Origin of the sequence: Embleya sp. AB8 (assembly GCF_049739465.1) — a bacterium.
Taxonomy (GTDB): domain Bacteria; phylum Actinomycetota; class Actinomycetes; order Streptomycetales; family Streptomycetaceae; genus Embleya.
The window spans coordinates 179,796-199,787 of the sequence record NZ_JBMHHY010000019.1; the positions used below are offsets into that span (position 1 = coordinate 179,796).

17 protein-coding genes and 2 pseudogenes are annotated in these 19,992 nt (G+C 70.4%); 13 read left to right on the plus strand and 6 right to left on the minus strand.

Annotated elements, in window-relative coordinates; genetic code table 11:
• The first annotated feature begins 25 nt into the window (after positions 1–25).
• A complete protein-coding gene (locus tag ABIA38_RS27865) occupies positions 26–604 on the plus strand; it encodes a TetR/AcrR family transcriptional regulator (RefSeq protein ID WP_424641600.1) in 579 nt (192 codons plus the stop codon).
• A gap of 135 nt (positions 605–739) precedes the next feature.
• On the opposite strand, the gene ABIA38_RS27870 is transcribed toward ABIA38_RS27865, so the two are convergent.
• A complete protein-coding gene (locus ABIA38_RS27870) occupies positions 740–1,339 on the minus strand; it encodes a TetR/AcrR family transcriptional regulator (protein ID WP_424641601.1) in 600 nt (199 codons plus the stop codon).
• A 61-nt stretch (positions 1,340–1,400) separates the two neighbouring features.
• Between ABIA38_RS27870 and ABIA38_RS27875 the strand changes: the two genes are divergently transcribed.
• From ABIA38_RS27875 to ABIA38_RS27890, 4 genes and pseudogenes are all read left to right on the plus strand, one after another.
• Positions 1,401–1,901 carry a DUF3995 domain-containing protein gene (locus ABIA38_RS27875; RefSeq protein WP_424641602.1) on the plus strand — a complete coding sequence of 167 codons (501 nt, stop codon included), beginning with the start codon at positions 1,401–1,403 and terminating at the stop codon, positions 1,899–1,901.
• A 129-nt stretch (positions 1,902–2,030) separates the two neighbouring features.
• Positions 2,031–2,573, plus strand: a pseudogene (locus ABIA38_RS27880) (YbhB/YbcL family Raf kinase inhibitor-like protein); the annotation flags it as partial.
• A 33-nt stretch (positions 2,574–2,606) separates the two neighbouring features.
• Positions 2,607–3,059 (plus strand): annotated as a pseudogene (locus tag ABIA38_RS27885) (SRPBCC family protein); the annotation flags it as partial.
• Positions 3,060–3,184: 125 nt separating this feature from the next.
• Complete coding sequence (locus ABIA38_RS27890) at positions 3,185–3,829, plus strand: L-threonylcarbamoyladenylate synthase (RefSeq protein WP_424641603.1); 645 nt, start codon at positions 3,185–3,187, stop codon at positions 3,827–3,829.
• A 102-nt stretch (positions 3,830–3,931) separates the two neighbouring features.
• On the opposite strand, the gene ABIA38_RS27895 is transcribed toward ABIA38_RS27890, so the two are convergent.
• The gene (locus tag ABIA38_RS27895; RefSeq protein WP_424641643.1) at positions 3,932–4,672 is read right to left on the minus strand and encodes a helix-turn-helix domain-containing protein; all 741 of its coding nucleotides are present in this window, start codon (positions 4,670–4,672) and stop codon (positions 3,932–3,934) included.
• 542 nt (positions 4,673–5,214) lie between these two features.
• Here ABIA38_RS27895 and ABIA38_RS27900 point away from each other — a divergent pair.
• Positions 5,215–7,527, plus strand: a complete 2,313-nt coding sequence (locus ABIA38_RS27900; RefSeq protein WP_424641644.1) for a HelD family protein — start codon at positions 5,215–5,217, stop codon at positions 7,525–7,527.
• A gap of 245 nt (positions 7,528–7,772) precedes the next feature.
• Here the strand turns inward: ABIA38_RS27900 and ABIA38_RS27905 are convergent, their stop codons facing one another.
• Positions 7,773–8,546 (minus strand): TIGR03084 family metal-binding protein, encoded by a 774-nt coding sequence (locus ABIA38_RS27905; RefSeq protein ID WP_424641604.1) that lies wholly within the window; start codon positions 8,544–8,546, stop codon positions 7,773–7,775.
• Positions 8,547–9,148: 602 nt separating this feature from the next.
• Here ABIA38_RS27905 and ABIA38_RS27910 point away from each other — a divergent pair.
• The 7 genes from ABIA38_RS27910 to ABIA38_RS27940 all read left to right on the plus strand — a co-directional run bounded on the left by ABIA38_RS27910 (position 9,149) and on the right by ABIA38_RS27940 (position 17,221).
• Positions 9,149–9,757, plus strand: a complete 609-nt coding sequence (locus ABIA38_RS27910) for a hypothetical protein (protein WP_424641605.1) — start codon at positions 9,149–9,151, stop codon at positions 9,755–9,757.
• 154 nt (positions 9,758–9,911) lie between these two features.
• Positions 9,912–10,028, plus strand: coding sequence for a lasso RiPP family leader peptide-containing protein (locus ABIA38_RS27915; protein ID WP_424641606.1), 117 nt, complete (start codon positions 9,912–9,914; stop codon positions 10,026–10,028).
• 235 nt (positions 10,029–10,263) lie between these two features.
• Complete coding sequence (locus ABIA38_RS27920) at positions 10,264–12,015, plus strand: asparagine synthase-related protein (RefSeq protein ID WP_424641607.1); 1,752 nt, start codon at positions 10,264–10,266, stop codon at positions 12,013–12,015.
• Positions 12,015–12,332, plus strand: a complete 318-nt coding sequence (locus ABIA38_RS27925) for a lasso peptide biosynthesis PqqD family chaperone (protein WP_424641608.1) — start codon at positions 12,015–12,017, stop codon at positions 12,330–12,332. The genes ABIA38_RS27920 and ABIA38_RS27925 overlap by 1 nt, the downstream gene beginning before the upstream one ends.
• On the plus strand, positions 12,329–12,745 hold the full coding sequence (locus ABIA38_RS27930; RefSeq protein WP_424641609.1) for a lasso peptide biosynthesis B2 protein: 417 nt from the start codon (positions 12,329–12,331) through the stop codon (positions 12,743–12,745). The genes ABIA38_RS27925 and ABIA38_RS27930 overlap by 4 nt, the downstream gene beginning before the upstream one ends.
• A 19-nt stretch (positions 12,746–12,764) precedes the next feature.
• A complete protein-coding gene (locus ABIA38_RS27935) occupies positions 12,765–14,630 on the plus strand; it encodes an ABC transporter ATP-binding protein (protein ID WP_424641610.1) in 1,866 nt (621 codons plus the stop codon).
• 647 nt (positions 14,631–15,277) lie between these two features.
• Positions 15,278–17,221, plus strand: coding sequence for a spherulation-specific family 4 protein (locus ABIA38_RS27940; protein ID WP_424641611.1), 1,944 nt, complete (start codon positions 15,278–15,280; stop codon positions 17,219–17,221).
• Between the two features lie 99 nt (positions 17,222–17,320).
• Here ABIA38_RS27940 and ABIA38_RS27945 read toward each other — a convergent pair whose 3' ends face one another.
• The 3 genes from ABIA38_RS27945 to ABIA38_RS27955 all read right to left on the minus strand — a co-directional run bounded on the left by ABIA38_RS27945 (position 17,321) and on the right by ABIA38_RS27955 (position 19,837).
• Positions 17,321–18,562 carry an MAB_1171c family putative transporter gene (locus ABIA38_RS27945; RefSeq protein ID WP_424641612.1) on the minus strand — a complete coding sequence of 414 codons (1,242 nt, stop codon included), beginning with the start codon at positions 18,560–18,562 and terminating at the stop codon, positions 17,321–17,323.
• Between the two features lies 1 nt (position 18,563).
• Positions 18,564–19,070 (minus strand): hypothetical protein, encoded by a 507-nt coding sequence (locus tag ABIA38_RS27950; protein WP_424641613.1) that lies wholly within the window; start codon positions 19,068–19,070, stop codon positions 18,564–18,566.
• A 275-nt stretch (positions 19,071–19,345) separates the two neighbouring features.
• Positions 19,346–19,837, minus strand: a complete 492-nt coding sequence (locus tag ABIA38_RS27955) for a hypothetical protein (RefSeq protein WP_424641614.1) — start codon at positions 19,835–19,837, stop codon at positions 19,346–19,348.
• Positions 19,838–19,992 lie beyond the last annotated feature (155 nt).

The following is a 19,992-nucleotide window of genomic DNA, read 5'->3' on the forward strand; positions in this document are numbered from 1 at the left end:
TAGCGCAAATGGCTATCGTGTGGGCATGAAACCTGCGGCTGCCTCCGCCAGACCACCCGGTCGCCCGCGAACCAGCGTCGACACAGCGGTGTTCGCCGCCACGCTGGGCACGATCCGCGAACTCGGCTACGCACGTGCCACCGTCGAACGCATCGCCGCCGCGGCGGGCGTCGCCAAGACGACGGTCTACCGCCGCTGGCCCTCGAAGGGCACGCTGATCGTGGACTGCCTCCTGGACACGTTCGGGCCGGCGCCGCTGGAGGGCACCGGTCGAGCCGCGCTCATGGCCTCGACCATGCGCTGGATCGTGGCGAAGATCGGCGAGCCCGGCGTGGGCGACGCGTTCGCAGGCGTGTTCAGCGACGCCGTCAGCGACCCGGCGCTGCGCGAGATCCTGCTCACTCGGCTACAGGACCCTTACCGGCTCGCGCTCCAGGACGCGCTCGGCGAATCGGAGACCCGGGTCCTGTTCTTCATCGACGTCGTCGTCGGAACGTTGCTGCACCGGATGGGCATGACCGGCGAGCCGATGGCCGACGCCGACGTCACCGCTCTGGCCGAGATGGTTCTGCTGTACTTCGCCGACGGTTCCGATCCGGCCTAGAACCTGCGCTTCGGACGCCGCGCGGTGGACCAGGACGGCGGACGAGGGCTGTGCATCGTCGACCGGATCTGCAACCTGCTCCGGATCCGCTCGAACGAAACGGGAACGACCGCACGGTTGCGCGTGAACGTGGCTCTACTGCGGCTGCGTCCGGTGCGGCATGGCGGGTCGGGCCAGTTCGGTGACGAGGTGCTCGAGCGCGGCGGTGGCGATGGCGCCGGTGGTGGCGACTTCGGGCACGATGTCGCAGACGGAGTGGCGCAGTTCGTGCCATCCGAGGTAGGCGGCGTAGGTGACGACCGCCTGACGCCGGGCCGGGGCGGGGGCCAGGCCCAGCTCGGCGAAGAGGTCCGTGAGGTAGGCGATCCGCCGCTCGGTGACCCGGCGCAGGACCTGGGCGACGGCGGGGTGGTCGGCATGGGCGACGATCGCGGGCTCCAAGCCGTTGATGCTCTCCCGCCCCAGTGCGGTGGCGAACAGGACCGTCAGTCGCTGCCGGGGATCGGTGATGTCGCCCAGCTCGGAGATCAGCGCTGTGGTGGTGTGCTGCTCCCACATTTCCAGCGCGGCCGTCAGTAGTGCGTCGCGATCCTTGAAGTGCCAGTAGAAGCTGCCCCGGGTCGCCCCCAGTTCGCCCGCGAGTGCGTTGACCGATACCGCGGCCACTCCGCCGCGTGCCATCGCGCGCAGCGCGGCGTTCGACCAGTCCTGGGGGGTGAGGTGCTCTCTTGCCATGTCCGTACAGTACTGTACGGTCATTCCATACAAGGGTGTATGGAAGAGTTGGGAGAGCGGTATGACGCTGACGAAACTCGCTGGTGGGACAACGGCAATCGCCCTCGGCGCGGCCGGGGCACTGCACGGAATCTGGACCTTCTCCCCTTGGCCACTGGCCGACCGTGCCGAGTTCGCCCGTAAGGTCGTCGGGGTTGCCGAAGCGGACCTGCCCGCACCGGAGTTGACGGCCGCGGTCGCGGCGGCGCTCGGGGCGGCGTCCTATGTGATCGCGGCCGGGGCCGACCTGGTTCCGCAGTTGGGGCCTCGTCGTTTGTTGCGCCAGGGCGTATGGGGCGTCGCAGGCGTGTTGCTGCTGCGCGGTGCGGTTGGTCTGGTCTCCTCCGGTCTGACCGGCCGGTCGACCGATTTCACCCGCCGGGACCTGGCGCTGTACTCCCCACTGTGTCTGACGCTCGGGGGGCTGACGGCATACGTCGCCGTCTCCACTCGTGCCCCTCGCCGCCAAGACCGGCAGCACACCATCAGTGCGCCGGAGGGCCGCGGGAACGAGGGAGGCTGACACCGACCCGGTTGGTTCCCGACTCTTCATGGCGTTCGTGTCCTACGTGCCGTAAGAAGAAGCGCGTGCGGCAACAGCCGCATCACCGCCACTCCGCGACACAACACGACACGACACGGCACGAAAGGCATGACGTTGACGAGCGCCGACGATCCCTTCGCCCGCTTCCCCGAAGCGGCATCCTTCATCGTCACCAGCACGACCGTCACCGACGACGCCGCCCGGTCGCCCGAGCGGCTCTCCGCCATCTCGGGGATTCCCGGCGGGCCGGACGTCTCCCCGCAGTTGTCCTGGAGCGGCGCCCCGGAAGGGACCAAGAGCTACGCCGTCACCGTCTTCGACCCCGACGCCCCCACCGGGTCCGGATTCTGGCACTGGGCGGTCGTCGACATCCCCGCCGCCGTCACCGAGTTGGCCGAGGGTGTCGGCGACGACACCGGCTCGGGCCTGCCGGAGGGCGCCTTTCAGTTGCCCAACGACGCCCGCACGGCCCGCTTCATCGGCGCCGCCCCGTCGGTCGGGCACGACCCCCACCGCTACCTCGTCGTGGTGCACGCCCTCGACGTCGAGTCCCTCGGCATCCCGGTCGACGCCACCCCGGCCCTCCTCGGCCTGACCATGGCCCCGCACATCCTCGGCCGCGCGGTGCTGACCGCCACCGCGGCAACGCCGCGCGTGGGCGAGGACATCGAACGAATCCAGGTTTCCCGACTCGTCCCCGCCCCCGCCGACGCCATCTTCGCGGTCCTGACCGACCCGAAGGGACACGTGGACATCGACGCGTCGGGAATGCTCATCGACGCCGAGGGACAGCCGGTCGAGCGGCCCGGCGACCGGTTCCTGGTCCACATGGATCGGGAAGCCCTCGGGGACCTTCCGCTGGGCAGGTACGACGTCGAGGTCGTCATCACCAAGCTCGTCCCGGGCGAGGAGATCGCCTGGACCGTCGAAGGCTGGATCCGGCCCCATGTCCGCCACCTCTACGGCTATCGGCTGGAGCCGGCCGAGGGCGGCACGCTCGTCACGTCCTACTACGACTGGTCGCAGATCGACGACGCGTGGAGGAGGCGCTTCGTCTTCCCCGTGATCCCCGAATCCGCCCTCAAGGCCACCCTCGGCATCCTCGAGCGCACCGTCCGCCGACGAGCCGCCGCCTGAACACACGCCGCCACCGCTCGCCGGTTCCGACGTCGCTGTGTGCGCTGCGCATCGCCGAGAGTCGGTAACCTGCCGGAGTCAGCGAGCGGGTGCGGGCTGAATGCCCGATGGGATGGAGAACGGCAATGGCTCGTCGTTACGACTGCTCCACGGTGTCCGGGCGTTCCGCCGGGCTGCGCGAGGCCGCTGCGGCGGTGGCCCGGGGTGAACTGGTGGTGTTGCCGACGGACACCGTGTACGGCATCGGCGCCGATGCCTTCGACCGTGGAGCGGTGAATACTCTGCTGGAGGCCAAGGGCCGGGGCCGGGCGATGCCTTCGCCGGTCCTGGTCGCCTCCCCGGATGCCTTGCCCGACCTGGTCACCGACCTCTCCGCGCCGGGCCGGGCGCTGGTCGACGCGTTCTGGCCGGGCGGGTTGACCCTGGTCCTCCGCCACCGGCCGTCGCTGGATTGGGACCTTGGTGAAACCCACGGCACGGTGGCGGTCCGGATGCCGTCGCACCCGGTGGCTCTCGAACTGCTCGCCCGGACCGGCCCGATGGCGGTCTCCAGCGCCAACCTGACGGGACGGCCGTCCCCGCAGGACTGCGATGCCGCCCAGGGCATGCTCGGCGACTCGGTCGCCGTCTACCTGGACGCGGGCCCCACCGAGGCCGCTGTCGCCTCCTCGATCGTGGATCTCACCGGCGCGGTCCCGGTCCTGAAGCGCGCGGGCGCGATCGGCACCGTGCGCCTGCGTACCGTGGTACCCGACCTGCGGGAGCCGTGACCCGGTCCCTCCGTCGACGGCGCTGAGGAGTTCCAACGTTTCCTGTCGGTCACGGTGACTCCCCCGGTCGGCGCGCGTACCTCGCGGCCCGCCGCCGCGTTCTCAACCGACGCGCGGAACCCCGGGCAGGCAATCGACCCACCCCGCCACACCGACACTTCGCCGCACCATCCGGTCGGACCGGAAGCGGCCGGGCGTGCACCCGACCATGCCCTTGAAGGTACGGACGAAATGCGGCTGATCGTGGTAGCCGGCCCCCGTCGCCACCTCCGACCACGACAGCCCCGCCTCCTCGAGCCGCAGCGCCGCACGCAGGCGCAGGACCTGGGCCATCGCCTTGGGCGACGCGCCGACCTGCTCCCGGAACCGCCGCTCCAGGCGCCGTACGCTCCAACCGGTCGAGGCGGCCAGCCTGTCCACCCGGGTCCGTCCGGACACCCGCACCAACTCCTGCCAGACGCCGACGACTTCGGGACAACATCGCGGACCGTCGCGAAGCCGGGAGGCGAGCAGCGCCTCGATCAACGCGAAACGACCGGGCCAGTCGGGGCATTCGGCCAGTCGTTCACCGAAGTACCGCTCCCGCGCGCCGAGCAGATGGACCGGATCCAGCGGACGGTCGACCCACTCGGCCATCGGCAGGGCACAGATCCGGTAGGCCGCGAGCGGATTCAGCAACACCGTGACACCCGCCATGACACCGGTGTGCTCGCCGATCACGGCCTTCGTACATCCTCCGTTGACCAACGAAACGCCGGACACCGAGCGCCGCGGATCGACCGCGTCGATCACCCGCACCGGATCGCCGAACCCGATCATCACCTTGACGACGCCGTCCGGCACGATCAACCGCCGCCTCGTCCCCGCGGCACCGAACCGGAAACCACGCAGCCCCAACACGTACCCGCGCAACGCCGGATCCGCCCGCCGGGACACCAACTCCCGTGCCTCCGAGCCGACTACCGCCGGGCCAGCCCCGCGGCTGCATCCCCGCCCCGCTCGTACCACCACGCCCGTCACGGTGCCTCCCCCTACAGTTGGTCGGCCCCTCGCGTCCTGACGGACGGTATCGCGGTGTTCACGGAACCGACGAGCCCGGAACAGGACGTCCCTCGGCTCGAACCCGCCACGCCCCCCGCGGTGACGCATTCGTGCGATACACGCGCCGGCCGACCCGCCACCCTGGTGGTCGTAGACCGGAGCAACCGGGACACCACCCGGCGGCGCGGCGCGTATTCGGCGATATGAAAAGCCCCGGGCGTCTTGACGCTCGGGGCCTTTTCGCGAGGTATCCTGGGTGGTTCTGAATACTGGTACCACACGGTATTCAAGAACACTATTGACGGCATGATATCCGCCCTGGAGTCGAATTGTCAAACGCCGAATTGCGATACGAGCAGGAATTCGTCGACGTGCTGTACGCGCGCCTCGCGGACCTGCGCGCCCGGGCGGAGGCCGCCGTGACGGGCGCGCTCGGGCGCGAGCACGACGGCACCCGGCAGGCGCGCGTCGAGCGGGACATCGCCGTGTTCGAGTATTCGAGCCTGCTCGCGGCGTTCGACGCCGGTGCGAACGGCCTGTGCTTCGGGCGATTGTTGTTCCGCGACGGCGCCGATCATCACATCGGCAGGATCGGTATCCGCCGCGACGACGCCGAGCACACCCCGATGGTCGTCGACTGGCGTGCCGACGTGGCCCGGCCGTTCTATCTGGCGACCGGGCACACCCCGATGGGCCTGCGACGCCGGCGGCACATCACCACGTCCGGGCAGCGGATCACCGCGCTGCACGACGAGATCCTCGACCTCACGGACGACACCCGCACCGGCTTCGAGGGCTCGGACGCCGACGCGGTGCTGCTCGCGTCGCTCGACGCGGCCCGCACCGGGCGCATGCACGACATCGTGCAGACCATCCGGGCCGAGCAGGATCGCATCATCCGTGCGCCGCACCGCGGCGTCCTCGTGGTCGAGGGCGGCCCGGGTACCGGCAAGACGGTCGTCGCGCTGCACCGCGCGGCGTACCTGCTGTACGCGAACCGCGAGCAGCTGACCCGCCGCGTCGTACTCGTGGTCGGCCCCAACCCCGCCTTCCTCGGCTACATCGAGGACGTCCTGCCCTCACTCGGCGAGACGGGCGTGCAATTCGCCACACCCGGCGAGTTGTTCCCCGGCATCACCGCGACCGCCGTCGACCCGCCGGAGGCCGCCGAGGTCAAGGGCCGGGCCGCGATGGCCGAGGTGATCGCCCGCTTCGTGGCCGACCGACAGGCGGTGCCCGAGACGCCGTTGGTGATCGAGCACGACGACGGCGACCTGTTCCTCGACGCGGGGATCGCGCAGGCCGCCCGGAGCGCGGCGCGCGCAACCCTGTTGCCGCACAACCTGGCCCGTCCGGCGTTCGCGTCGCGCGTGATCGACGGCCTTACCGAGCAGTTGGTCGACCGGCTCGGCGCCGACCCGTTCGGCGGGCCGAACTTCCTCGGCTCTGGGGAGATCGCGCAGTTGGCGATGTCGGTCGCCGAGAATCCGGCCGTCCAGGCGGCCGTCGACGAGCTGTGGCCGCGCCTGACCCCGCAGGGGCTGCTCACGGACTACCTTGCCGAACCGGTCTACCTGTCCGACGAGGACGCCGCGGCGGTCCGGCGTCCGGCCGCGTACGACCCGGTCTTCGGAGCCCGGACGTCCGGCGAATGGACGGTGGCCGACGTGCCATTGCTCGACGAGGCCGCCGAACTCCTGGGCACGGACGACTCGTTGGCGCGAGCCGCGGCGACGGCCGAGCACCGCCGGCGGATCGCGTACGCCCAGGGCGTGCTCGACCTGTCGTACGGCTCGCGCACGCAGGAGTTCGAGGATCGCGACGACGAGGACTCCGAAGTGCTGAGCGCCCACGACCTCGTGGACGCCGAGCGCCTTGCCGAACGCCAGGAGGAGCTCGACCACCGCACCTCCGCGCAGCGCGCGGCGGCGGATCGCACCTGGGCGTACGGCCACATCGTGGTCGACGAGGCCCAGGAACTCTCGGCGATGGCCTGGCGGTTGCTGATGCGGCGCAGCCCCACCCGGTCGATGACCCTGGTCGGCGACCCCGCGCAGGCCTCGGAGCCGGGCGGGTGCGGCTCGTGGGAGCGCATCCTGGTGCCCTATGTCGAGGGCCGCTGGGAGCGGGTCCGGCTGGGTGTGAACTACCGTACGCCAACCGAGATCATGGAGGTCGCGGCGGACGTCATGCGCGCCGTGGACCCGGGGTTCGAGCCACCGGACTCGGTGCGCTCGACCGGCGTGAAACCGTGGTCGCGGCACACCGCGGACCTGCCGGCGACCGTGGCGTGGGCGGTCGACCACGAGGAGGGCGCCCGGCGGGCGGAGCCGGGGAGGGGAACCGGCGGCGACGATTCGCAGGTTTCGGCCCAAGGGCGCCTCGCCGTGATCGCGCCGCGCGAGCTGATCGATGCGCTGGCGGCGGCGATCCCGCGCGCCGAACGAGGCGTCGAGCCGGACCTGACCCGGCCGTTGGTGCTGCTCGACCCCAAGCAGGCCAAGGGCCTGGAGTTCGACGCCGTGATCGTCGTGGAGCCGGCCGCGTTCGCCCTGGCCGACCTGTATGTGGCGCTGACCCGGGCAACGCAGCGGCTCGGCGTCGTGCACACCCGCGACCTCCCGCCGGGGCTCACCGGTCTCGCCCAGGCGGGGTGACCAGGGGCGGTACCGGCGAGGTGGCCGCGGCGCACCTCGGGGCGTCTGCGTCGAGGCCGGCGTGGCCGTGCTCGCGCGCAGTGCGCGGCGCGGCCACGCGGTACTGCGGGTGGTCCCGGCCGGTGGTGAATCGGCCGGGACTCGGCCTCGTTCGGCCGACACCGTCTCCCTCTGTCGGGGTGTTCGCCCGCCCGGTGCCGGTGTCGATCTCCGCGAGTACCCGGGCCGGTTCGGCACCGACCTTCTCAAAGGAACACGCGCGCGATCTCCAGCCACTTCCGCGCGTCCGCACCGACCGCCGTGAGGTCGGTCTCGGCTCGGGGCCTGCGTTGGGTGACGCGGAGGCAGAAGTCGAGGGCGCTGCCCTGGACCCGTTGCGTCGCATGCTCCGGGCCCCACGCCCAGGTCCGGCCGTCGGGACCGGTCAGCTCGACGCGGAACGGCTCTGCCGGAGCCGGAAGTCGGGCGGCGTGGAAGGACAACTCTCGTCCTGCCATGCCCAAGGAGGCCACCTGCCGGAGCCGACTCGTCGGACGGCGTGCGACACCCAGTGCATCGAAGATGTCCTGCCCGTGGGCCCACACTTCCATCAGTCGAAGCGGTGCCATGAGCGCTGCGCTCACCTGCGATCCGTACCAGGGAAACCCTTGATCCCGCGGTACGTCACCCAGCGCCGCCGCCACCTCGGTGCGACCGGCGCGCCAGCGTTCCAGCAGTACCGATCGCGGTTCGGCCGCTCCCGCCGCGGCGTCCAGATCGGCAGATCGGCTGCCCGCGGCTGCCGCCTGTTTCAGCACGGCGTCGAACGCCTCCGGGGTCCGGATGGCGATGAGCACGTTCGCGTCGGCCGCGGCGAGATGCGCGATCTGGTGGGCGATCGTCCACCCCGCTGCCGGTGTGGGCTCGGTCCAGTCGGCGTGCGCCGATACCAGGGCGTCGAGTTCGTCTCCTTCGGCCACCAAGTCGGGCAGGGCAACGTCGCGTTCCAGACCGGACATGTCGAGGTCGTAGTTCAGCATCCGATATCACCCTCCGGTTTCGTCTCCCGGGAAGCAGCTGTCGCAGCTGCACGTCGACAGGCTACGGCCGGGGCGAGTCGGTGCCCGGGTCGGCGGTAGGGCGACAGTTGGGGGCGCACGGCCGCATCGGAGCAGTCCTCGGGAGCTCGCGCACGACCCCCCACGCCCCGCGGCCGACCCACGACCAAACGGTCGTCGCAGCCGCCGCAGCCCCGGGTTCACCGTCCCCAGCCGCGCTCCCGGATCCCGCGAATCGCGCGTGCACGCACCCGAGTTCCGTCGGCCGATCGAAACAACGCCCCGTGACCCGCTCGCTCCGCGAAGTGACGCCTGCGATAATTGCGCGGTCTTGGGCCGACGGATGCCCGAAAGACGAACTCCAAGTGGACGCGAACGCAGCCGGTCGCCGGGCGACCCGTACTCCTTCGGTGGGGTCGAGGCCCGCGCGGCCCGGGGACGACACACTTCGTGTGGCGATGGGCGGCAACCTGCGTGACGCCAAGTGGTGTGCGTCGGCGGATCCTCCACCCGACCTCGAGGGGGAGCACATGTGTTCCGACATAGCCAACTCACCTGCGACGAGGCAAGACGAAGTCCTGGTCGTGCACAGCGCACCCGCGTATCGGTACGGGCTGTCCCTCGGACTCGCCGAACTGGGCTTCACCGTCCACCAGTCCGATTCGATCGACGTGTCCGCGCGGATCGACTGGGACGCCTGCCTGATGCACGTCCCGTCCGCCGACGTGTCGGCGATCGCCCGGTTGCGGCGGGCCCGGCCGTCCCGGACCGTCGTCGCCCTGCTCAACGAGCCCACCGTGGACAGCTATCACTCCGCACTTCGGGTGGGAGCCACTGGACTGGTCACCCACGACGCGGATATCGGCGAGATCGGCGAGGTCTTGCGCTGCGCCCTGCGGGGCAACGTGCGATTACCGATCGCGGTGGTCCGAGCGCTCGTCGATCGGACCACCGTCGCGCCCGGCGAACTGGTCCTCAGCGGGTCGGAGACGGAACTGCTGCGCCAACTCGCCTCCGGGAGAACGGTGGCGGACATCGCCAAGTCCCGCGACTACTCCGAACGGCAGATGTATCGGCTGGTGCGCGATCTGTACCACCGCGTCGGTGCCCGCAACCGCAGCGAGGCGATCGCCACGACGGCGAAGTGGGGGCTGCTCGCGGACGCCAACCACATCCGCAGGGCAGTGGTCTGACATTCCCATGTCAGGCAATTCCCGTTCTCCGGCAGGGGTTTCGCCGAGGCGACATGGTTTGTCCGCAGGTGCGTTCGTAGTCTCGGTGGTGCGGGAGACAGTACGAGCCCGCGGATCGAACGCAGTGATCGGAAATGGAGAGGAGGACTTCGCAATGTACTCCAAGCCCACCGCACTGAAGGTCGGCTCGTTCCGGAAGCTCACTCTGGGCAGCCGTCCGACCAAGAAGGACAACAAGCACCGTCGCCGCCCGAAGGGCACGCTGCTCTGACCGACGATCTTCGATCGGTTCCGGTCCGTGATCGGTTCCGGTCCGCGATCGGCGAACGGTGAAGCGGTGGCGCGAGCCGAAGCACCCTGCGGCTCGCGCCACTTCGCCTTGTTCGAGTCTCGAAGGGACATTGCCGGTGCGCCAATTCAATCGGGACGGCGAATGGCTCGTCGCCCTCCCGGATCACCCGGATACCGCGGCGACGACCGCGGCGATCGGACCGACGTCGCAACGCGTGAACCATCCCTCGGGGCATCCCTGGCTGATCGGCGACTGGGACGCCGCGGACTTCCGGCTCGGCGAGGCCGGCCCGGTCAAGGTGGCCACACTCGGTTTCTGCTCCGCGAGTTCGGCGGAACTCGACGAGTTCGCCGGCGGCGGCAACCTCACCGCCTGGGACGACGTGCACGACGGACCGGCCGGCTGCTTTCACCTCTTCGTCACCGCGCATGGCACGGTGCGCGCGCATGGGAGTCTGTCCGGGCTGCGCCGACTGGTCCACGCCCGCGTCGACGGGCTGACCATCGCCGCGACCCGGGCCGACGTGCTGGCCGCGATCACCGACGCGCAACTGGACGAACGTCGGCTGGTCCTGCGGTTGTTGGTGTCCGAAGCCGCGCTGCACACCGCGGGCGATCCACTGTGGCGAGGGCTCGGCGCGGTGCCGGACGACCACCGTCTGCTGCTCGACCGACAAGGCCGCGGGCGCACGGTGGTGCGTTGGCAACCGCCGGTGGACTCGCTGCCGCTCGACGAGGCGGCCGACCGGCTTCGGGTGGCGCTCGGCCGCGCGGTCCGCACCCGCGTCGACTTCGGGCTCCCGCTGAGCAGTGACCTGTCCGGGGGGCTCGACTCGACGACACTGTGTTTCCTGGCGGCGGGCGAGAGCGCGTTGCTGACCACGTTCACCACCGACACCGCGGATCCGGGCGACGACGATCCGCGGTGGGCGAACCTCGCCGCCGAACACCTGCCGGGGGTACGCCGGTTGGTGGTTCCCGGCGTGGAACTCCCGACGCCGTACGAGGACCTGCTCCGTCCCGGGCCGGCCGGCGAGGAACCGTTCCCCGGCATCGAGGACCGGGCGTCCTATCGGGCGATCGCCACCCTCCTGCGTACCGCGTCCGCCCGGGTCCACCTGACCGGGGACGGCGGCGACGAGGTGGTCACGATCGCCACGACGGGCGTGCTCGACCTGCTGCGTGCCCGGCCGCTGGCGGCGCTGGCCCGGCTGCGCGACTACCGCGCCCTGGAGCACTGGTCCTGGTGGGGCATCGGGCGCATGGCGCTGGACCGACGGCGCGCCTACCCGGCCTGGCTGGCGGACCGTGCCCAACGCATCGTCGCGTCGTCGCTCGACGAGGAAGGCTCGGCCATCCTGCAACTCCCCCCGTGGGCCACCCCGGACGCGGTGGCCATCGCCCGCGAGGTGATCGGCGCCGAGGCCGGGCGCGCCCGCCGACACGGCCACAACTGGACCGCCCACGACACCATCTGGGGCATCCGGGCCGCCGGGCAGCTGACTCGGGGCACCGTCCCGCTGTATGCCGCCGAGGGAATCCGGCTGACCGCGCCGTACCTGGACGACGCCGTCATCGACGCCTGCATGTCCGCCCGGGCGTACGAACGGCGCAGCCCGCGACGGTACAAACCGCTGCTGGTCGAGGCCATGCGGGGGATCGTCCCCGATCGGTCGCTGAACCGGACCACCAAGGCCGAGGGATCCAGCCTGGAGTTCACCGGCATCCGCCGGAACATCGATCAACTGGCGGCGCTGTGCCAGGACTCCCGGCTCGCGTCCCTGGGGCTCGTCGACGCCGACACGCTGCGCGCGGTCTGCACCGGCTACCAGTACCGGCTGTTCACGCCGTACGCGCTGTCCACCACGTTCAGCTGTGAACGCTGGTTGCGTGATCTCGAGGACCCCGTGTCGGTATCGGCGTCGGCGTCGGGGGAACGGGGTCGAATCGACGGGGAGGATGCCTGATGGCCGTTCGGCTGCGCAAGCACGTCTCGATCACCGACACCGAGGACGGCGCGGTGTTGCTCGACGAGCGCTCGGGAGAGTACTGGCAACTCAACCACAGCGCGTCGATCGTCCTGCGGGTGCTGCTGGCCGGCGCCGACGAGCGGGAGGCCGCCCGAGCCCTGGTCGAGGCCGGCGGGCCCGGCGCGTCGTCGCACGCGACGACCGACGAAGCGTCGGACGGGGCGCCCGACGGGGTCGGCCTGGAGCGCGTCGTCCTCGACATCCGGGAGCTGACCGAGCAGTTGACCGCCGCGGAACTGATGGTGCGGACGTGAGTACGTCCGAGGCACTGCTCCGGGACGACGAACGGCCGTCGCCGGGCACCCGCCTCGCCGCGCGCGCCACCGTCGCGGTGGCCTTGGCGATGTCGCGCCTACCACCGCGACACATCCGTACAATACTGACCGTACTTCGTGGCCGGGCGGGCGCGGCGGACTACCGACAGGCGGATGCCGCCCGCCGGGCCGTCGTATCGGTGAGCGTGACCTGCGCGGGGAAAGGGTGTCTGCCACGATCGATCGCAACCGCGTTGTTGTGCCGGACCCGTGGGCACTGGCCGGTCTGGCGGGTCGGGGCGCGCACCGCCCCGTTCGGCGCACACGCCTGGGTCGAGGCCGAGGGACTCGCCGTCGGCGAAGGACCCGGGATCTCCGCGTTCCACCCCCTGTTGTCGGTAGAACCCAGGTGACGTCCGAGGAGACGAGCACGTGCGCACCCGATTCCTCTCCACCCGCAGCGACGACGAGCCGGAGCACGACAAACCAGTGCACGACGAACCGGAGCACGACAAACCGGAGCACGACGAACCCGACGCCTTAGGACCGGAATCGACCGAAGAGGTACCCCTGCGGGTCGGCGTGTCCGACCTCCTGCGGGTGACCCGGGGGCATCGCAGATCGATCGGGTTCGCCATGGGCCTGTCGCTGGTGGGCGCGATCATGGGCCTGGCGCAGCCGCTCCTGGCGACCAGGACCATCGACCGATTCTCCGACCACCGCTCCTACCTGCCGCTGATCATCGTGCTGGGCGTGGTGTTCGTCGCGGAGGCGGTCCTCCAGGCGTTCGCCCACTATTGGCTGGAGCGATCCGGCGAGGGCCTGGTACTCGGGCTGCGGCTGCGCATCATCGACAAGCTCCTGCGACTGCCGCTGCGCCGCTACGAGCGGGAACGGCTCGGCGACCTGCTCACCCGCACCACGGGCGACACCACGCTGCTCCGGGACACCCTCGCCTACGACCTGTCCGAGGTGGTGGTGGGTTCCTTCGTGGTCGTCGGCGGCATCTCCATGATGATCTGGCTGGACGCCACCCTGTTCCTGATCGTGCTGGCCATCGTCGGCACGATCGGCGGGTTGACCATGCTGCTGCTTGCCGGCATCCGCAAGTCGGTCGAGGACGCCCAGGACAGTCTGGGCGCGATGTCGGCGGAACTCGAGCGGGCGTTGTCGGCGATCCGCACCGTGCGCATCATGCGCGCCGAGGACCGCGAGAGCGAGCGCATCGGCCGGCAGGCCCGACAGACCTACGAACAGAACCTGCGGGCCGCCAAGCGGGACGCGGTGGTCGGGCCGGCGATGACCCTGGCCATGCACGGCTCGACGATGGTGGTGCTGGTGGTCGGCGGGATCCGGGTGGCCGGGGGCCACTCCTCCCTCGCCGAACTCGTCGGCTTCCTGCTGTACATCACGTATGTCACGCAGCCGATAGCCAACATGTTCGACATCATGGCCACCATGCAGAAGGGTCTCGCGGCCCTGCAACGCATCGAGGAAGTGGCGCAGTTGCCCGGCGAGACCGATCACGCGCCGATCGCGGCGGGTCCCGGCACGTTTCCCCCGCCCGTCGACGAGGCGACGCCCGCCGTCGAGTTCCGCGACGTCGGGTTCGGCTACGACCCGGACCGACCCGTCCTGCACGATGTCTCCTTCACCGTGCGGCGCAACACCCATGTCGCCCTGATCGGCCCGTCCGGCGCCGGCAAGTCCACCGTGTTCGCGTTGTTGGCCCGATTCCACGACGCGGACCGCGGGCGGATGTTGCTCGACGGCATGGACATCACGACCGCGATGAGCCGCGAACAGTGCCGGTCGATGATGAGCCTGGTCGAGCAGAACGCCCCCGTGCTGCACGGCACCCTGCGCGAGAACATCGCCTACGCCCGGCCGGACGCCGGCGAGGAGGAACTGCGCCACGTGGTCGAGTTGGCCTGTCTCGACACGCTGGTACGCAGGCTGCCGATGGGCCTGGAGACCCCGGTCGGGGAGCACGGCGACATGCTTTCCGGCGGGGAGCGTCAGCGCGTGGCCATCGCCCGGGCGCTGCTGGCCCGGCCGCGACTGCTGCTCCTCGACGAACCGACGTCCCAACTGGACAGCGCCAACGAGGCGGCCCTGACCCGCACGATCGAACAGATCTCCGCGGAGTGCACCCTCCTGGTGATCGCCCACCGACCGTCGACCATCCGGGCCGCCGACTCGGTGATCGTGCTGGAATCCGGCCGCGTCGTCGCCACCGGCACCTACGCGCAGGTCGCGGAGCGCGCCCCGGTCCCCCTCCAACCCAACGCACTGTGACCCACGGCCCCCGGGCGGGCAACATCCGCCCGGGGGCCGGTCGATCGGTGGCCGGGTGGGCCGCCGGCCGGACCGGAGCGTTCGGCCACCCACTTGCTTTCGCTTTGTCGGCAAAACCGTAGCAGCGTTCCATCAGGCGGTCCAGGATTCCGTCATACGGAACCCCTTACGGCGAGTATGGAAAGCGAAACCGTCGGCCACCGTGTGCCGCGATCGACCGCCCTGGCGACGCGAATCCGCCCGCGATATCCAACCCCGCCCGTCGAGCCGAGGCGTCCACTCCGACGACGGTCGTGCGAGTGGCGCACCGTGCACTCCAACACCCCCTTCGACCTGGGCACTTGCGTACCGCGACGGCTCCGGAAGCCGCCCCGACACCGGTCCGCGCGCACCGTGTCGGCGGCGCCTTCGAAGCGGCGCGGAGCGCTTTACCCGCGGTCCGTCGGAATATCCGACCCATTGACTTCGGCGCGATGGAGATGTTTTATCAGGGCCTGTCGGACGGAACTGCATTCCGTCTGTTGGAATAACCACGACAATGCGTTCCGTCTGACGGAACAGCCGTGATATTTCACCCACTTCATCTGTTGTTCCTGCGCAGCACCTTGACGACGTCGCATCCTGCGACGGACAAACAGGAGTTGATCATGCGAAAAAGACTCCACCATCGATCCCGGCTCGGCAGCGCGGCGGTCGGCCTCGCCGCGGCCGGCGCGCTGATCGGCGCCTCGCTCACGGTCGGCGCGAGCAGCGCAACGGCCGTGCCCGGCCCCGGCATCGGTCAGAAGATCGCGGTTCCGGCGTACATTCACCCCGGTGTTCATCCGGAGGACTGGACCACACTCGGCAACGCCGCCACGAAGGCCGACGTGGTGATCGCCAACGTCTACAACGGGCCGACCGAGGACCGGGTCGACACGTTCGCCGCCAGGTTCGCCGCCGCGCACGCGGCCGGTTCCAAGGTGATCGGCTACGTCGACACCGGGTACCTCGGCACCTCCTCGGAGCACCTGGCGGCGCGTACCGGCGACTCCGGCATCGCCGCGTGGCGGGCCCAGATCGAGCGCGACATCGACACCTGGTACCGGCTCTACGGCTCGGACATCGGCGGCATCTTCTTCGACCAGGTGCAGAACGTGTGCGGCACGGCCGGTGACCCGGAGGCGTACGTCTCCGTGTACCGCGAACTCAACGAGTACGCCAAGAAGTACCACCCCGGGGCGTACACGATCGACAACCCCGGCGCGCCGACCGACCAGTGCTACGTGACCGCGGCCGACACGCTCGCGACGTTCGAGGGCACCCGCAACACGTACCTCGGCCTCGACACCACCGACGAGGCGAAGAAGTATCATCCGGCACCCTGGGAGGCCACGGTCGACCCGGAGAAGATCTACCACCTGGTCTACGCCACGGCCGAGAACCAGGTCCCGGAAGTGCTCGCGAAGAGCAAGGAGCGCAACGCCGGGTACGTCTACGTCACCGACGACGTCATGCCGAACCCGTGGGACACCCTGCCCCACGGGACGTACTGGACCACGGAGCTCGCCGGTGCGAAGGTGACGCCCACCACGGCGCCGGCGGTGCCCGCGCTGCCGACCGCGACCGCCGTCTCGGCGACCTCGGTCACCCTGTCCTGGCCGGCGGCCGGTGGCACCACGGTGGCCGGCTACGACGTGTACTCGGGGTCCGACTACCTGGGTTCGGTCGCGCCACAGGCGAGCGGCAACCCGCAGTTCACCGCCAAGGGGCTGACCGCCGGGACGGCGTACTCGTTCACCGTCAAGGCCCGCAACGACGCCCGTGTGGTGTCGGCCGCGAGCCCCGCCCTGGTGGTGACCACCTCGCCGCCCTCCACCGCCGATCCCGGTGTCCCGGGCTCGTTCACCGGTACCACGCCCGGTCCCACGTCGGTGAGCCTGTCCTGGACGGCGGCCGCGCAGACCGCCGCGCCGATCGTGGGCTACGACGTCTACCAGAACGGCGTACGCAACCTGTCGCTGCCCGCGAACCAGCTCTCGGCCCTCGTCGGTGACCTGGAGCCGGGCCGGGCCTACACCTATTCGGTGCAGGCCCGCGACATCACCGGCCGGACCTCGGCGGCCACCGCGAACGTCGTGCTGACCCCGCCGGCGCCGCCGAACGGGCCGATCTACCCGGCGTCCGCGTCGTACAACTCGACCCTGGCCACCTACAACGCGCAGTACAACCTGCCGTACAGCAGTCACCACGTGTTCATCGACACCGACAACAGCTGGAACAGCGGCTACCAGATCTGGGTCAACGGCAAGGCTCTGGGCGCCGACATCATGATCGAGAACGGGGCCGCCCTCAGGTGGGTCCGCGACCCGGTCAAGTACCCGGAGACCAGCGACCCGGCGACCAACAAGCGCAACGCCTGGGAGCAGTGGCAGCCGATCCCGAACTTCACCCCGGTGATCCAGAGCACCAACGGCAACTACATCTGGCGGATCCCGACCTCCTACTTCGCGCCCGGGTGGACCACCACCCAGCAGGTGGCCTTCCACGGGGTGGGCGGTTCCAAGGAGTTCTGGCTCACGCCGTTCGCGGTGAACCAGTCGGCCGGCTGACCGACGACACCACTCGTCTCGTCCCTCGTGTCGGTGGGCCGCCGTTCCCGGCGACCGCGGCACGGGGGCGGGACGCGTGGTGCGTGGTGCGGTGCCGGTCTACCGGGGTTGCGCGGGCTCGCCGTTCGAGCAGGAGGGGGTCTCCGCGTATCGGAGCGCCGTGAAGGAGCGCACGTCCGGCGAGTCGTATGCTCCGGCCACCTTCAGCAGGAACGCCGCTTCCGCGTCCAGGTCGCCGCGGTCCGCGCCGACGGTGAGTTCATGGTCTCCCGCCTGGCCCGAGCCGGTGCGCTTGACCCGGCAGGCTTCCCTGATCACGCAGGCCAGTACGGCGGGTTCGGTGCCGGCGGGAGGTGTGCCCGCCGCGGACACATGGCGGCGGGCGCGGTCCAGGAGCGCCGGGTGGGCGTAGCCCTGGAGGTCGAGCAGCGCGTCGTGGGCCTCGATCACCTTGCGGTACAGCAGCAGCCGCCAGTGCGCGGGTGCGGTCAACAACTCCCGGTGTCGGGGCCGGCGTTGGAAGAGTTCGACGTGTGGCACGGCCTGTACCAGGTCGTGCCACAACGGCCACAGTCGCCAGATGGTCCGCACGTCCGACAGTCTGCGTGCGGCGGTGGCCGCGGTGGGTACCAGCAGGGCGGCGGCCCGCAGGAGCGCGTGCAGGCCGATCGCGAGTCGCGCGTACTGCGCGCCGCTGACCCGCGGCAGCAGGAAGTACGCCAGGGCGGTCCCCCAGTACACCCCGGCGCAGATCGCGGCCCAGCCGAACAGCCGCATGCCGAGCCGCAGTTGGCGACTACCGCGGCGGGCCGCGCCGCTGTCGCCCCGGCCCTCGGCGGCGCGGCGGGCGTAGCGTCGGCACAGGAGTGCGCAGGCGATGTTGGCGGTCAGGTGGGTGCCGGTCAGGATCACCCAGTAGGCGGTGGTGTGGCTCGGATCCAGGGCGTCGCTCAGGTCGTCGTGCCCGCCTCGGGTCTCGATCACGGTGAGCAGCGCCAGCGTCGTGGGGATGATCGGCACCAGGGCGTGCAGGGCCGATCGCACGCGTGCGTTGCCGGTGAATTGCGCCACGAAGGAGAGCAGTACGCCGGCGGACAACACGCCGAGGAGGTTGCGGCTCACCGAGACGAGGGGCGGCCGGAGGCCGAGGTCGACGAGGTGTCGATCGATCGCGGGTATGCCGAGCACCATGGCCAGCGCCGCCAACGCCACCGCGCACCAGAGCGTGCGCTGCCCGGGATTGCGCAGCGCGGACGGGGCGCACCACAACACCGTGGCCATCAGGCAGAGTGTGCTGACGAGTTCGAAGCCGTCGGACCATCCGGCTGGGTCGATCCGCATGTCAGATGTGTACGCCCAGGGCGGTGTGCAGTTTCCGTAGCGCTCCGTCCGACGGTGCGGAGCCGGCCTCTTCCGCGGTGGTGCGGATCAGGCTGGCCAGCGTCTCGGCCTCGCGCTCCTGCGGCGTGGTGTAGTTGGTCCGGCCGAGCAGGCGTCGCACCAGGTGGGGGGCCAGGTCGGGGAGCAACATCCGCATCCCGTCGCCGTCCGGGAGCGTGGTGTGGTGGTCGAGCAGGACGTGCCCGATCTCGTGGAGCACGATGTGCTCTTGGTGCAGTCTGCCGGTGCGTTGCTCGAAGAAGATGTGGTCGTCGGTATCGGTGGCCAGCCATAGACCGCACACGCCGGAGGCCGCGGCTTGTCGGGGCAGGGGATGCAGTCGCAGTGGCCGGGCGCGCTGTTCGGCCAGTTGCCGACACAGCGCCGGCACCGAGAAGGGTCGGGGCGGATCGAGCAGGGCCAGCACGGAGCGGCAGCGGCGGCGCACTTCGGCGTCCTGCAGGAACATCGAATCTCCTCGCGCGGGTCGACCGGCAGGGAGGTATCCCTCGCCCGGAGCGGTGGCCGGGAGCGTGCACCGGTCCCGGCACCGGTGCCGTCGGGGCTCCCTGTCGGTACGTGGTCGACAGGACCTCGGTCAACGACGAGTGGAGGCGGCCTCGGCCGCGAGACCCGCGTCGATTCGAGTCCCCACTCGACTCGTACGCTTAGTCTCCCCAGGCACACGCTCCGCACACATCGCCCGCCGAACTGCCTTGCTTGTCCCCTTGTTCCGAGAATTGTTCAGTGGTCCGTTGTGGGGGGATGCGGCGCCTCGTCCTCGACGGGCGACAGGTTCTGCGCCTTGCGGGCCTCGTTCACCATCGTCAGCAGGGCGTCCAGGGTCGCCGGCGAAAGGCCTTCGGTGCGCAGCGCGAGGTTGCGCACGCGCGTGTCCCGAAGGGCGATCGCCAGGGCGAGTTGGGCGTTGACGCGCTCGACGACCCCGTCGTCGAGGAAGTACGCGGGCGGCACGCCGAAGAACTCCGCGAGGACGTCCAGCTGTTCCAGGGTCACGTTGCGCTTCCTGCCGGTGGCCAGTTCCCACAGGTAGGTGCCGGAGATCGCGCCGCCGGTACTCTCGCTGATCTCCTTGGCGAGTCGGGCGTATCCCGGCCGTTTGCGCTTGTCCGGGTACAGCGTCGTGATCAATTCGGTGAGTCGTTGGTCGAATGTGCGCGGCAGTGGTCTGCCGGAGTCGGATTCGGAGTCGGGTGCCGGCTCTTTGGTGGTCATGTTCGTCCTCGCCGCGATGGCCTGTGCGGGCCGGCGGGCGGTGCCCACCGGTCGACCAATACTCGCATCCGCCACAGTTGACACACCACCGCCGGGCCGGCGCGCACGGGTGCGCTTGCCCGAGGTTCGGCTCCGTGCGGCGTCGGCGTGCGAAC

Bases quoted from the DNA above. Each gene is read 5' to 3' on its own strand.
- ABIA38_RS27925 (WP_424641608.1), top strand. From the start codon at position 12,015: ATGGCCGTTCGGCTGCGCAAGCACGTCTCGATCACCGACACCGAGGAC.
- ABIA38_RS27945 (WP_424641612.1), bottom strand. From the start codon at position 18,562: ATGCGGATCGACCCAGCCGGATGGTCCGACGGCTTCGAACTCGTCAGC.
- ABIA38_RS27875 (WP_424641602.1), top strand. From the start codon at position 1,401: ATGACGCTGACGAAACTCGCTGGTGGGACAACGGCAATCGCCCTCGGC.
- ABIA38_RS27950 (WP_424641613.1), bottom strand. From the start codon at position 19,070: ATGTTCCTGCAGGACGCCGAAGTGCGCCGCCGCTGCCGCTCCGTGCTG.
- ABIA38_RS27915 (WP_424641606.1), top strand. From the start codon at position 9,912: ATGTACTCCAAGCCCACCGCACTGAAGGTCGGCTCGTTCCGGAAGCTC.
- ABIA38_RS27905 (WP_424641604.1), bottom strand. From the start codon at position 8,546: ATGCTGAACTACGACCTCGACATGTCCGGTCTGGAACGCGACGTTGCC.
- ABIA38_RS27865 (WP_424641600.1), top strand. From the start codon at position 26: ATGAAACCTGCGGCTGCCTCCGCCAGACCACCCGGTCGCCCGCGAACC.
- ABIA38_RS27940 (WP_424641611.1), top strand. From the start codon at position 15,278: ATGCGAAAAAGACTCCACCATCGATCCCGGCTCGGCAGCGCGGCGGTC.
- ABIA38_RS27955 (WP_424641614.1), bottom strand. From the start codon at position 19,837: ATGACCACCAAAGAGCCGGCACCCGACTCCGAATCCGACTCCGGCAGA.
- ABIA38_RS27890 (WP_424641603.1), top strand. From the start codon at position 3,185: ATGGCTCGTCGTTACGACTGCTCCACGGTGTCCGGGCGTTCCGCCGGG.
- ABIA38_RS27870 (WP_424641601.1), bottom strand. From the start codon at position 1,339: ATGGCAAGAGAGCACCTCACCCCCCAGGACTGGTCGAACGCCGCGCTG.